The sequence below is a fragment of the Halomarina salina genome (assembly GCF_023074835.1).
GTDB classification, from domain to species: domain Archaea; phylum Halobacteriota; class Halobacteria; order Halobacteriales; family Haloarculaceae; genus Halomarina; species Halomarina salina.
Genome location: NZ_JALLGW010000001.1, coordinates 498455 through 511364, shown reverse-complemented (window position 1 = coordinate 511364; position 12910 = coordinate 498455). Strand labels below are relative to the sequence as shown.

Genomic DNA, 12910 nt, shown 5'->3' with positions numbered 1-12910 from the left:
TTCGAGCGCTCGTACTTCACGATTCCGGCACCTGCGGGGAATGTGACACTTCGGCTACTCATCCTCGATTGCCCGCTCCCGTGTGCGCTCGACTCCAGTTCCTTCCGCGCGGGTAAGTTGCACGTCCGTCGACGGACTGGGCAGGGAGCCGTTCAATCGTGCTGACACGAGCGACAGACCGACTTTCCATAAATTTATTAGTCGGTGTGCGGTTGGTGGTATCATGCGGCGGGATAGCAGCGGGCACGACAGCGACGACAGTGATAGAACCGGCCTCGCCCGGCGGCGTTTCATCGCGGCAGCGTCGGCGGGGGCTCTCGGTCTGGCTGGCTGCCTCGGTGGCGGCGGCTCCGACGGAGACGGCGGCGGAACCACCGGCGGGGGCGGAGGCGGCGGTACCGGTGGTGCCACAGGGACCACCGCCAACGTGGGCAACGCCCAGTCCGGCGGGACGCTCAAGTGGGGCGGCGCGGTCCCGGTCCAGGGGCTCGACCCGCACATCGACACGGCCGCGGCGTCGAAGCGCGTCCTGGAGAACATGGTCGAGGGGCTCGTCCGACTCCAGCCGGACTACACGTTCGAGCCGCTCCTGGCGAAGGAGATGGAGACGTCGGAGGACAACACGAAGCTCTCGTTCACGCTCCACGAGGGGGTGACGTTCCACAACGGCGAGGAGATGACCGCCGAAGACGTGAAGGCCTCCTACGAGCGGGTCGCCGGCAACGAGAAGTTTGTCGCCAACGGGTTCATGCAGATGGTGGACTCGATGGCGGCCCCGAGCGACTACGAGTTCTCGGTGACGCTGTCCGAGCCGTTCGCCCCGTTCATCGCGAAGATGTCGACGGCGGAACTCGCGGTGGTGCCGGCGTCGGAGGCCGAGAAGAGCGAGATAAAGGAGCCCATCGGTACCGGACCGTACCAGTACGACAGCCGCGAGGTCGAGTCGTCGTTCACGATGACGAAGTTCGACGACTACTGGGCGGCGAGCGAGGAGAACGGGCCGTTCATCGACAAGGTCGTCAAGTCCGAGATCGCCGACGCCAGCGTCCGCCTCCAGTCGTTCACGGCGGGCGAGTACGACTTCATCAACGGCATCCCGCCGAAGGACGTCCAGCGCATCCAGCAGAACGGTTCGGTCCGCTTCGAGAAGAACTTCCCCAAGTCGCTCGTCTACCTCGGGATGAACTGCGAGCAGGCGCCGTTCGACAACCGGGACGCGCGGCTCGCACTCGACTACTCGTTCGACAAGGCGGAGGTGACGGAGGCGGCGCTGTACGGCACCGGTCAGCCGACGGCGAGTCCGGCGACGCCCGAGAGTCCCTGGGTGAACGAGGACGTGCAACCGCGACCGCGTGACCTCGACAAGGCCCAGGAGCACCTGGAGAACGCGGGGATGGGCGACGGGTTCAGCGTCTCGTTCAAGATACCCCAGTCGTACCCCGCGCAGGTCCAGGCCGCACAGGTCATCGCCGACCAGGCCAGCGAGGCCGGTATCGAACTGAACATCCAGAAGATAACCTGGAACTCGTGGCTCAGCGACGTCTACTCGAAGAAGAACTTCGAGGCGACCACGTCGTCGTACCTCGCGCTCTACTACCCCGACGTGTCGTTCTACAAGTTCCTCCACCCGGAGGGGGCGTTCTTCTTCACCGGCTGGTCGAACGACGAGTACAACAGCAAGGTCGAGGAGGCGCGACACCTGTACGACGAGGCCGAGCGCGCGAAACTGTACAAGGAGGCGACGCAGATCATGCACGACGACCGTGCGGGTCACCTGCTGCTGTTCTGGCAGGCGAACCTCTACGGCGCACAGCCCCGGTACAAGGGGAAGATCGGCACGCCCGACGGGTCGACGCTGCGCTTCCACGACAACTGGCTCGAAAGCTAGCCATGTCGATGGTCAGCTACCTGCTGCGGCGCGTGGGGTTCCTCTCGGTGACCCTGCTGTTCGTGACGCTCATCACGTTCGTCGTCACGAACGTGCTGCCGGGCGACGTCGCGGTGCTCATCCTCGGTCCGAACGCCAACGAGGCGAGCCTGCAGGCGTTGCGTGCGGACCTCGGGCTGAACGAGCCGCTCTGGAAGCAGTACGTCGACTGGCTGTGGGCGCTGTTCCACCTGGACCTCGGGGAGTCCATCCGCTTCGGCGGCCCCGTCTGGGGGCTCATCGCCGAGCGACTGCCGCGGTCGCTGCTGCTAGCGGTCGCCGCGACGGCGTTCGCCGTGGTCATGTCGCTGCCGCTGGGCGTCATCGCCGCCGTGAAGCAGAACGAACCGGCCGACGTCGCCGCCTCGATGTTCGGGTTCGTCGGCGTCTCCATCCCCATCTTCCTCTGGGGGCTGGTGTTCATCCTCGTGTTCGCCGTCTGGCTGAACTGGTTCCCGACGGGGGGCTACGCCCCGCCGTCGCAGGACGGGTGGGGGACGACGCTCCGCCACCTCGTGTTGCCGGCGACGTCGATGGGGTTCGCGCTGACGGCGTACGTGATGCGGATGACGCGGTCGTCGATGCTCGAGGAACTGGGCGACGAGTACGTCAAACTCGCCCGCGCGAAGGGGATGAGCGAACGCGTCGTCGTGCTCAGACACGCGTTTCGCAACGCCGTCATCCCGGTCATCACGGTCGTCGCGTTCCAGTTCGCGTACGCCTTCGGGGGCATCGTCGTCCTCGAACAGGTGTTCTTCTGGCCGGGGATGGGACAGCTCACCCTCACCGCCATCCAGTCGCGGGACATCCCCCTGCTACAGGGCTGTATCATCGTCGTCGCGGTGATGTACATGCTGTCGAACCTCGCGGCCGACGTGCTGTACGCGTACTTCGACCCGCGCATCCGCTACGGGGGTGAGAGCTGATGGCGACGGACTCCTCGACGACGAGTTCGCGCTTCGGCCTCTCGACTGCCCAGAAAGAGCGCTACGGACACCTCGCCCGGCAGTTCCGCCACAACACGAAGGCGATGCTCGGGCTGGTCGTCGTCCTGACGCTCGTCCTCGTCGCGGCGCTCGCGCCGGTCATCGCGCCGTACTCCATCTCGGAGACGAACGTCGCGGACCGCTCGGAGGCCCCGTCGGCGGACCACCTGTTCGGAACGGACGACCTCGGGCGCGACATCTTCAGCCGCATCGTGATGGGGAGTCGCATCTCGCTGTACGTCGGCTTCGGCTCCATCGTCGGCGCGTTGCTCGTCGGGACGACCATCGGCGTCGTCGCCGGCTACTCCGGCGGACTCGTCGACGAGGGGTTGATGCGCGTGATGGACGCCGCGATGGCGTTCCCGCCCATCCTCCTCGCGCTGACGGTGATGGTGGTCCTCGGGCCGAACCTGAACAACGTCGTCCTCGCGCTGGCGTTCGTCTACACCCCGTACATCGCCCGCGTCGGGCGGTCGGCGGCGCTCTCCGAACGCAACGAGGAGTACGTCGAGTCCGCCGTCGCTCGCGGCGAGACGGACTCCTACATCGTGTTCCGGGAGGTGCTCCCGAACTGCCTCGCGCCGCTGCTGGTGCAGGCCTCGATAAACATCGCCTTCGCCATGCTGGCGGAGGCGTCGCTGTCGTTCCTCGGCCTCGGCGCACAGCCCCCGAAACCGTCCTGGGGGCTGATGATAAACAACGGTCGGGGGTTCATGCAGACCGCACCGTGGATGATCATCTTCCCCGGCTTCGCCATCGCCTTCGCCGTCATCGGGTTCAACATGCTCGGCGACGGCCTGCGCGACGTGCTGGACCCGAAGGTCGACACGGTGGAGCAGTGAAACCATGAGTGAGAGCTACGACACCACCTCGACCACGACCGCGGCCACGGACGCGACGAGCGCAGGAGCCACCGGCGACCCGCTCCTCGACGTGCGGGACCTGCGTACGGAGTTCCACACCGACGACGACCCGGTCGTCGCCGTGAACGACGTCTCGTTCACCCTCGACCGGGGCGAGACGATGGGCATCGTCGGGGAGAGCGGAGCCGGCAAGTCCGTCACCGCTCGCTCCATCATGGGCCTCGTCGACTGGCCCGGCGAGGTGAGCGGGGGCGAGATTCTCTTCGACGGCGAGGACCTCGCCGCCAAGTCCGAGCGGGAGATGCAGGCCGTCAGGGGCAACCGCATCGCGCTCGTCCCGCAGGACCCGATGCGGTCGCTCAACCCCGTGCTGACGGTCGGCAGTCAGATCGTCGAGACCGTCGAGCGCCACCAGGACGTCTCGGAGTCCGAGGCGAAGCGTATCGCCGTCGACGCGATGGCCGAGACCGGTATCCCCGACGCCGCCGACCGGTTCTCGGACTACCCGCACGAGTTCTCGGGCGGGATGCGCCAGCGCGTCCTCATCGCCATCGGGCTCGCCTGCGAACCCGACCTCATCATCGCCGACGAACCGACGACGGCGCTCGACGTGACGACGCAGGCGAAGATACTCGACCTGCTCAACGAACTGCAGGCCGAACGCGGGATGGCCATCCTGATGATCACGCACAACCTCGGCGTCGTCGCCCAGACCTGCGACACCGTCGGCGTGATGTACGCCGGCAACCTCGTCGAGAAGGCCGAACTGGAGGCGCTGTTCGCCCGCCCGACGCACCCGTACACTCGCGGGCTCATCGACTCCATCCCGGAGACCGACCGCGAGTACGACGAACTCCCCACGCTCGCCGGGTCGATGCCGGACCTCACCGACCTCCCCACCGGCTGTAACTTCGCCCCGCGCTGTCGGTACGCCGAAGAAGGGTGCAAGACGCCCGGGGACCCACCGCTGGAACCCGTCGAGGGGACGCCATCGGCCGCGGCCTGCGTCCGCGCCGACGAACTCGACCTCTCCGAGGGACGGGTACCGGAGGCCGCTGGCGTCGGCAAGGCGGTCGACCGCTCGGGCGACCCGCTGTTGCGCGTCGAGGGACTGAAGAAGCACTTCTCGGCCGGTGACGGACTGCTCGGGAGCCTCTCGTTCGATAGTTCGGGAGGGGGCCTGCCGAAGCTCGAACGACGGTACGTCAAGGCCGTCGACGGGGTGGACTTCGACATCTACCCCGGCGAGACGGTCGGACTCGTCGGCGAGTCCGGCTGTGGGAAGTCGACGGTCGCACGGACCGTCCTGCAACTGCTCGAACCCACCGACGGCGCGGTGTACTTCGACGACCAGCCGCTCCACGAACTGGGGGACAGCGAGATACGGAGCCTGCGGGCGGAGATGCAGATGATATTCCAGGACCCCGGCTCCTCGCTCAACCCCCGCAAGACCGTGGGGGGCATCATCGGCCGCGCGATGGAGAAACACGGCGTCGCGACGGGCGAGGAGAAGCGCCAGCGCGTCGGCGAGTTGCTAGAACGTGTCGGCCTCTCGGCGAACGCCGCGGGGAAGTTCCCCCACGAGTTCTCCGGCGGGCAACAGCAGCGCGTCGCCATCGCCCACGCGCTCGCAGTCGAACCGCGACTCATCGTCTGCGACGAACCCGTCTCGGCGCTCGACGTGAGCGTCCAGGCGCAGATCCTCAACCTGCTCAACGAGATACAGGCCGAGGAGAACATCGCCTACCTGTTCATCTCGCACAACATCGGCGTCGTCAAGCACATCTGCGACCGCCTCGCGGTGATGTACCTCGGCGAGGTCGCCGAGTTCGGCACCGTCGAGGACGTGTTCGACGTGCCGTTCCACCCGTACACGCAGGCGTTGCTGTCGGCGGTCCCCCACGCCGACCCGACCAGACGGACGAACCGCGTGCTGCTGGAGGGAACCGTCCCGAGTCCCATCGACCCGCCCTCGGGCTGTTCCTTCCGGACTCGCTGTCCGAAGAAGATCGGCGACGTCTGCGAACGCGACGACCCGGCGCTGGAGGACGTCGGCGACGGGCACCACATCGCCTGCCACCTCTCGGTCGAGGAGATGTCGGAACCGGTCGAGACCAGCGACGCGACCTCGAATCGGTGACTTCGGGGGATCTCCCCTCGCTGCGCTCGTCTCGGTGGTGAGACCATTCGTCGACCCGCGGACCCGTCGTGTCGAATCAGCATCGTCCTCTCTACTGACTCCTGAATGATAGAACTACAGAATAGTTAAACGATATTACCGTTTACTACGCTCGAACGTCGTCTCTAGGATAGGTCTCTCCGAGTATCGGTTCTCGGACGTTCGTCGGACCGTCACTGAGCACGAAATGGTGTTCAAACCGTTCTAGACCGACGAACGTGGTGGTTTTAGGTACACGACGTCGGGCCCGATCTGGCCGTCCGCCCAGGACCACGCCCCGACGCTCGCGACACTAGGCTCTCTGCCCTTCGGCAGTGGGAACTGGGGCTCATGGCGGTTCTGGGGCCGCTCGATGGAGCCGATTCGGTGCTCGACGATGTCACGTCTCCAGGCGAGACGAGATGAGCACGGGGACGGATAGAAGAAACTCAATTGAAGTTTATAGCTTCGGAAAACTTCAGCGATGTTCTTCACTCGACCGCAGTCTGACGGGTCGCGAGCGACTCAGTTCGACGGGGGCTTTTTGCCGTTCACCGACGCACGTGACGTGCGATGATACTCCAGTACGCCGTCATCCCCATCGACCCGGACAGTCGCGACGAGGCTATCGAGGCGCTCACCGAACTCGGCGAGCAGTCGCGCGCGGAGTCGGGCGTCGTCGACTACCGCGTCACCAGCGACGTGGACGACGAGCACACGGTCCGCATCGTCGAGCAGTACGAGGACGAGGAGGCGGTCGAGGCACACATGACCAGCGACCACTTCGGAACGTTCCAGGAGCGACTCCCGTCGTTCGCGGGCGGCGACGTCGAACTGTACAAGTACGAAGTGTCGGACTCGACGCAGCTGATGTAACCCACGTTCGACCAGTTTCTCCTTTCGGCGGCAATTCGCCCCGTTCGCTCACTCCGAAATGCCTCTCTACTGGTGGTAGGAGTCCGCTAACCGCACCTCGTCGCTCCGGTTAAGACGCGTCATACCGGGGTAACGGGGGGAACAACTATGGTGTTGACGATACACAACCAATTATGGCGATACGCCAAACGAACGTTCGCTCAGATTCGGAACGGCTGTCCGAATGCGAGCGTCTGCTCCGGGCCGACGAGTACATCGACATTCACACGAGCGACGCGCTCGATGGTCGGTTCGAGGTCGTGAACCCGGTCCCCCTGACGTTCGATAGCGACTCCTTCAGGGAGTCAGTCGAGACCGTCGCTGAGCGCTACGGACTCCACGTCGAGGAGACGGAGAGTCCGTTCAGACTCGTCGTCTCGCTCGTGTGAGCGGCGTCGAGTAGTGCCCGTCGACGGAGGGCCGGAGCGGTGCGCTCCGCAGCGGTCAGTGTGCGGTGCCAGCCAGCAGCGTCCGCCCGACGACGAAGACGCCGATGACGAAGTACGCGACCATCAGCATCTGGAGGACCGTCTCCTCCGAGAGTCGGTTGTTGAGGAACGCGCCCATCTGTCCGCCGAACAGACAGCCGACGGCGACGAACGTTCCGACGCCGAACGGGACGGTGAACCCCTCGCCAGCGATGGCGGGCGCGAACCGGAGCAGGAGCAGGTTCGTCACCAGCGCCGCGACGATGGTGACGTGGAGGACGAGCGCGCTCGTCCCCGTGGAGACGTCGATTGGCACCTTCTTCCGCACGGTGAGCATCGTCTGCGTGAGTTCGCCGACGGCGATGCCGACGAGTCCGGCGAGCAGGCCGCCGACGAACGTGACGGCGGTGTCGAGCGGTTCGAGGTCGAACCCGTCGCGCGTCCCCGCCTCGACGGTCCCCCCGTCGGCGAGGACGCGCGTCCGCGGCTCGTACTCGTCGGGGACCGCGTCGGTCAGCCCCAGCACGGGTTTCTCCAGCAGCGTGTCGAGGATGGACGGGCCGCGCTCGTGGGACTCGTAGAGGACGACCGAGAGCGTCACCAGCAGGCCTCCGAACGCCAGCATCAGCAGGTCCGACGGGACGAGGTACGACCCGACGCGGGCGACGACGGCGACGGGAACGGTGATGGCCAGCAGCTTCGCGGCGACGTGGAAGTCGATCTGGTGGCGGAACCAGTACGCCGAGACGCTGGAGCTGTAGCCGAACAGTTCGACGAACAGCGCCAGTCCGATGGCGGCGTTGACGCCGACGCTCGGGAACCCCGGCACGAGGACGGGGAAGACGAACATGAACGCCGGGGTGAACAGCACCGCCGCCTCCATCGCGAACGTGTTGACCGTCGTCGCGATGACGAACCCGAGGAGGACGAGGACCACGAGGCCGACCGCCGAGACGCCCGTGCCGAACATCAGGTGACCACCCCGCACGCGGGCAGTTCGACGGCGTCGCAACTGCTCGACGGACTGGGTCCTGTGAGTAACATCGTGTGCCGCGTCGTTCGGGTCGGACCTGAAAAAGTGTTCGACTCGGTGTACGTTTTGCCTGTGCCTTGGTGCCCGAACAGTCGGCTTCGGTTGGTGAATGACAACGTGTGTCGAGGAACGGTCAACGCCGGATTGATGGCGCTCCGTATCGAGGTATCGCCGATGACCATCGGCAGGCAGACGACGACTGTCGGTCGCCCCCGCGGGGACCGGCGGAGGGGCCGGGCGTGACCGAGGAGACGCACTTCCGCGGGAACGTAACCCAGAAGGCGGTGACGTTCGGCCCGGCCGGCGACGTGTTGCTCGTCCAGCACCCCGAGGGGAAGTGGGTCATTCCGGGTGGGCGCGTCAACGCCGGTGAGTCGGCCGAGGCGGCGCTGATACGCGAGATGCGCGAGGAGACGTCCCTCACCGTCACCGTCGAGCGGCCGGTGCTCACAGGCACCGACCTCTGGACCAACGACGACGGCGAACCGATGTTCACCGTCGTCTACCGCTGTGAGGCCGAGGAACGGGCGGTCACGCTCAACGACGAACACGACGACTACGTCTGGCTGCCTCCGAAGCAGGCGGCCCAGCGAGTGCGCGGCGAGCCGCTCGCCGTCGCCATCGAACGGGCGTGGGGTGGGCGCCGATGACCGGGAGCGGCGACGACACGGACGGTTCCGGAACGACTGACGAGGACGACTCGCCCGCCATCCGCGAACTCGACGCCACCACCGTCGAGCGCATCGCGGCGGGCGAGGTCGTCGAACGACCCGCCTCGGTCGTGAAGGAACTCGTCGAGAACGCTATCGACGCCGACGCCTCCAGAGTACGGGTCGCCGTCGAGAACGGCGGTATCGACGGCATCCGCGTCGAGGACGACGGTCACGGGATGGGCGAGTCGGCCGCCCGTCGCGCCGTCGAGAAGCACACCACCTCGAAGATACGCGACATCGACGACCTCGAAGCGGGGGTCAGCACGCTCGGCTTCCGCGGTGAAGCGCTGTACGCCATCGCCGCGGTGTCGCGGCTGACCGTCACGACGAAACCGCACGGCGGCGCACGGGGGACCGAGGTACGGGTCGAGGGTGGCGAGACGACCCACGTCGGTCCCGCCGGCTGTCCGGAGGGCACCACCGTCGTCGTCGAGGACCTGTTCTACAACGTCCCGGCGCGCCGGAAGTACCTGAAACAGCCAACTACGGAGGCCGACCACGTCCAGCGGGTCGTCACGGGCTACGCCCTGGCGAACCCGGACGTCGCGGTCACCTTCGAGACCGACGGCCGCGAGCGGTTCGCCACGACGGGGCGCGGCGACCTGCGCTCGGCGGTCATGTCGGTGTACGGCCGCGAGGTGGCGAGTTCGATGACGTCCGTCGACGCCGACGCGCCCGACGGGCCACTGGCGGGCGTCTCGGGACTCGTCAGCCACCCGGAGACGACGCGCGCGAGTCCGGAGTACGTCGCCACGTTCGTCGACGGTCGCTGGGTCACCGCCCGTGCCGTCCGCGAGGCCGTCGTGGGGGCCTACGGCGGGCAACTCGCCCCCGACCGCTACCCGTTCGCCGTCGTCTTCCTCGACGTGGACCCGGCGACGGTCGACGTCAACGTCCACCCCCGCAAACTGGAGGTCCGGTTCGAAGACGAACAGGGCGTCAGAGCGCAGGTCGAGACGAGCGTCGAGCGCTCGCTGCTGGACGCGGGACTGATTCGGTCGCGCGCGCCCCGCGGCCGGTCGGCCCCCGAGCAGACCGACATCGCTCCCGAGCGAGCGAGCGACACGGACGAGGAGCAGTCAGCCGCCGCAGACGCGAACGGCGGTACGAACACTACTACGTCCGGAGACCACTCCTCGTCGGCCGACGCCTCTACCGACACGAACCGGACGAACGCGACGGGCGCGGACCCGCGTGGCCTTCCCGACACGCCCGCGACGCGGTCCGGCCGCCAGCAGTCGAGCGGTCGGGGTCGGCCCGCGGGTGCGCGTTCGAGTTCGTCGTCGGGGTCGTCCGAGCAGACGGGTGCGTCCTCCCGCCCGGATCGGCAGGACGACGCCGACGACCCGGCGACCACCCCGGATGTGAGTGGTTCCCGAACCCCCTCCGTTTCGGATGGAGACCGACAGACTGCGGCCCAGAGCGACCCGGACCGGAAGTTCAGGGGGCCGGTCGAGCAGACGCGGCTCTCCGAGCGCCCACCGGACCCCGAGTACGAGCGGCTGCCGCCGTTGCGGGTGCTCGGGCAGTACGACGAGACGTACCTCGTCGCGGCCGCCGAGGACGGCCTGCTCCTGGTCGACCAGCACGCCGCGGACGAGCGCATCAACTACGAGCGCCTCCGCGAGGAGTTCGCCGAGGGCGTGACGGCCCAGACGCTCGCCGAACCGGTCGAACTCGAACTCACCGCGCGCGAGGCCACGCTGTTCGACCCGTACCGCGAGGCGCTGACCGACCTCGGGTTCGACGCGGAACTGACCGACGAGCGCACCGTCGAGGTCCGGTCGGTGCCAGCGCTGCTGACCGGCCACGAGAACCTCGTCCCGGACCTGCTGACGGCGTTCGTCGCGGGCGACGGCGCGGCGACGGTGACCGAGGCGGCAGACGAACTGCTCGCGGACCTGGCGTGTTACCCCTCCATCACGGGGAACACGTCGCTGCGCGAGGGGACGGTCGTCGACCTGCTGTCGGCGCTCGACGACTGCGAGAACCCCTACGCCTGCCCGCACGGCCGCCCCACCATCGTCGCGTTCGACCGCGGGGACATTGAGGACCGGTTCGAACGGGACTACCCCGGCCACGGCGGCCGTCGAGACGAACTGTAGTCCGGTCCTCTTCTCCCCCGGCTCACTCGCCCGTCCTCCCGTTCGCCCGACTCACTCGGCCGCCGCGCTGTGCGCCGAACGCCCCCGGAACCTGACTCGTGGCCGACAACAGTTAGTCGGAGAGCGCTCTAGGTCGCTCGGCGCTCGCTCCGAGAGTCCGTCGGCGTCGTGACCCGGTCGTGCGGCGCACGAGGTGACACCGATGGTAGCAACGACAAGCACGGAGGAGAACGAGCGCATCGCTCGACGCGTCCCGGAGGACATCGCCACGCGACAGGACCTCGACCTCGTCGACGAGGTGTACGCCGAGGACGCCGTCGAACACGACCCGATGGGAGACCACCACGGCCGGGAGTGGATTCGGGCGGACATGGAACGACTGCTGGACGCGTTCCCGGACCTGACCGCGAGCGTCGAGGAGTGCGTCGCCGAGGGCGACACCGTCGCGATGCGCGTCACGCTCCGCGGCACGCACGAGGGCGAGTTCGCGGGAATCGAACCGACAGGCCGGTCCTTCGAGGTGGACAACGTGGTGTTCACGCGCGTCGAGGACGGGATGATCGCCGAGCGGTGGGTCCACCCCGACACGCTCGGCATGCTGACGCAACTCGGCGTGGTGGCGTCGCCCTTCGAGTGACGCGGCCGTCCGTGACAGGGTGGTGTCTCCCGCCCTGTCCACCCGATTATCACTCGTCGTCACTGGCGGCGGAACGACTTTGACCCCCCACTCCTTCACCTCGCGCATGACTCTCAAGAAGTTCGACAGTTCAGACGAGAGGGTGGTGCGACCGTGACGCTCGTCACGTTCGGGGAGGCGTCGCTGTGGCTGGCACCGCCGACGGGCGACCGCCTGTCGAGCGCCGACAGCCTCCGGGTCCGTGTCGACGGCGTCGAGAGCAACGCGGCCGTCACGGCGGCGAGCCTGGACACCGACGCGGTGTGGCTGTCGCGTCTCCCCGAGACGCCACTCGGCGAACGGGTCGCGGGGGCGCTCCGCGGGTACGGCATCGACGTGGACGCGACGTGGGTCCACGAGGGGCGACAGGGCGTGCGGTTCTTCGAGCGAGGGAACGGCCCCCGCGCCGACCACGCGGTCGACGACGTCGAGGACGCGGCAGTGACGACCGTCTCCGCCGAGGAACTCGCCGTCCAGCGACTGGCCGGTGCCGACGCGTTCTACACCTCCGCGGCGACGATGGCGCTCTCGAGGGACCTCGCGCGGACCTGCGCGACGCTGATGAAGACGGCCGTCAGCAACGACGTGCGGACGGCGTTCTCGCTGACCGACCGCGGGCGCTGGACCGAGGAGATGGCCCGCGACGCCGCCGAGCGAGTGCTGCCCGACGTGGACGTGCTCGTCGCCCGCGAGTCGGACGCCGCCCGACTGGTCGAGCGTCCGGACCAGACGCCCCGCGAGATGGCGCACACGCTGGCGTCGCGCTACGACGTCGAGCAGGTGGCTATCACCCGCGGCGAGCGGGGAGCCATCGTCTGGGAGGACTCGACGGTCAACGAGCGCCGGGCGGTCGAGACGCCGACGGTGGACCCGACCGGGTCACACGACGCGTTCGCGGGTGCGTTCCTCTCGCGGTCGCTCGCCGGGGCTCGCGTCGCCGAAGCCCTCGACTTCGGCGTCGCGGGGGCGACGCTCGCCCGTACCGTCGCCGGTCCCGTCCTCACGGCGACCGCCGACGAGTACCGGGCGACCATCGCGGCGATGGACGAGGCCGACCGCTGAGCGACCACCGAGCGACCGGTCGCTCGGTGCGTTCGGTGCTCTCG

General features: G+C 67.8%; 11 protein-coding genes. 10 read left to right on the top strand and 1 reads right to left on the bottom strand.

Going from position 1 to position 12910, the window contains the following annotated elements; all coding sequences use genetic code 11:
- Positions 1-223 precede the first annotated feature (223 nt).
- The 6 genes from MX571_RS02615 to MX571_RS02590 all read left to right on the top strand — a co-directional run bounded on the left by MX571_RS02615 (position 224) and on the right by MX571_RS02590 (position 7238).
- Positions 224-1888, top strand: a complete 1665-nt coding sequence (locus MX571_RS02615) for an ABC transporter substrate-binding protein (protein ID WP_247414039.1) — start codon at positions 224-226, stop codon at positions 1886-1888.
- Positions 1889-1890: 2 nt separating this feature from the next.
- Positions 1891-2853, top strand: a complete 963-nt coding sequence (locus tag MX571_RS02610) for an ABC transporter permease (protein WP_247414038.1) — start codon at positions 1891-1893, stop codon at positions 2851-2853.
- Positions 2853-3755 carry an ABC transporter permease gene (locus MX571_RS02605; RefSeq protein WP_247414037.1) on the top strand — a complete coding sequence of 301 codons (903 nt, stop codon included), beginning with the start codon at positions 2853-2855 and terminating at the stop codon, positions 3753-3755. The genes MX571_RS02610 and MX571_RS02605 overlap by 1 nt, the downstream gene beginning before the upstream one ends.
- Before the next feature lie 4 nt (positions 3756-3759).
- Entirely contained in the window at positions 3760-5916 is a 2157-nt protein-coding gene (locus tag MX571_RS02600; RefSeq protein ID WP_247414036.1) for a dipeptide ABC transporter ATP-binding protein, read from the top strand.
- A gap of 591 nt (positions 5917-6507) precedes the next feature.
- A complete protein-coding gene (locus MX571_RS02595) occupies positions 6508-6810 on the top strand; it encodes a putative quinol monooxygenase (RefSeq protein WP_247414035.1) in 303 nt (100 codons plus the stop codon).
- 173 nt (positions 6811-6983) lie between these two features.
- The gene (locus MX571_RS02590; protein ID WP_247414034.1) at positions 6984-7238 is read left to right on the top strand and encodes a hypothetical protein; all 255 of its coding nucleotides are present in this window, start codon (positions 6984-6986) and stop codon (positions 7236-7238) included.
- Between the two features lie 55 nt (positions 7239-7293).
- Here the strand turns inward: MX571_RS02590 and MX571_RS02585 are convergent, their stop codons facing one another.
- Positions 7294-8247 carry a sulfite exporter TauE/SafE family protein gene (locus MX571_RS02585; protein WP_247414033.1) on the bottom strand — a complete coding sequence of 318 codons (954 nt, stop codon included), beginning with the start codon at positions 8245-8247 and terminating at the stop codon, positions 7294-7296.
- A gap of 302 nt (positions 8248-8549) precedes the next feature.
- Here MX571_RS02585 and MX571_RS02580 point away from each other — a divergent pair, with 302 nt between their 5' ends.
- The 4 genes from MX571_RS02580 (at position 8550) to MX571_RS02565 (ending at position 12866) form a co-directional block, all read left to right on the top strand.
- A complete protein-coding gene (locus tag MX571_RS02580; protein WP_247414032.1) occupies positions 8550-8960 on the top strand; it encodes an NUDIX domain-containing protein in 411 nt (136 codons plus the stop codon).
- Complete coding sequence (gene mutL, locus MX571_RS02575) at positions 8957-11128, top strand: DNA mismatch repair endonuclease MutL (RefSeq protein WP_247414031.1); 2172 nt, start codon at positions 8957-8959, stop codon at positions 11126-11128. Before MX571_RS02580 ends, mutL begins: the two co-directional genes overlap by 4 nt.
- A 202-nt stretch (positions 11129-11330) precedes the next feature.
- Positions 11331-11765: an ester cyclase gene (locus MX571_RS02570; protein WP_247414030.1), complete on the top strand. Its 435-nt coding sequence runs from the start codon at positions 11331-11333 to the stop codon at positions 11763-11765.
- Between the two features lie 153 nt (positions 11766-11918).
- Positions 11919-12866, top strand: a complete 948-nt coding sequence (locus MX571_RS02565) for a PfkB family carbohydrate kinase (RefSeq protein ID WP_247414029.1) — start codon at positions 11919-11921, stop codon at positions 12864-12866.
- Positions 12867-12910: the final 44 nt, after the last annotated feature.

Excerpts from the sequence above, each read along its gene's own strand:
- MX571_RS02600 (WP_247414036.1), top strand. The coding sequence starts at position 3,760 with ATGAGTGAGAGCTACGACACCACCTCGACCACGACCGCGGCCACGGAC.
- MX571_RS02570 (WP_247414030.1), top strand. The coding sequence starts at position 11,331 with ATGGTAGCAACGACAAGCACGGAGGAGAACGAGCGCATCGCTCGACGC.
- mutL (WP_247414031.1), top strand. The coding sequence starts at position 8,957 with ATGACCGGGAGCGGCGACGACACGGACGGTTCCGGAACGACTGACGAG.
- MX571_RS02610 (WP_247414038.1), top strand. The coding sequence starts at position 1,891 with ATGTCGATGGTCAGCTACCTGCTGCGGCGCGTGGGGTTCCTCTCGGTG.
- MX571_RS02585 (WP_247414033.1), bottom strand. The coding sequence starts at position 8,247 with ATGTTCGGCACGGGCGTCTCGGCGGTCGGCCTCGTGGTCCTCGTCCTC.
- MX571_RS02590 (WP_247414034.1), top strand. The coding sequence starts at position 6,984 with ATGGCGATACGCCAAACGAACGTTCGCTCAGATTCGGAACGGCTGTCC.
- MX571_RS02615 (WP_247414039.1), top strand. The coding sequence starts at position 224 with ATGCGGCGGGATAGCAGCGGGCACGACAGCGACGACAGTGATAGAACC.
- MX571_RS02605 (WP_247414037.1), top strand. The coding sequence starts at position 2,853 with ATGGCGACGGACTCCTCGACGACGAGTTCGCGCTTCGGCCTCTCGACT.
- MX571_RS02595 (WP_247414035.1), top strand. The coding sequence starts at position 6,508 with ATGATACTCCAGTACGCCGTCATCCCCATCGACCCGGACAGTCGCGAC.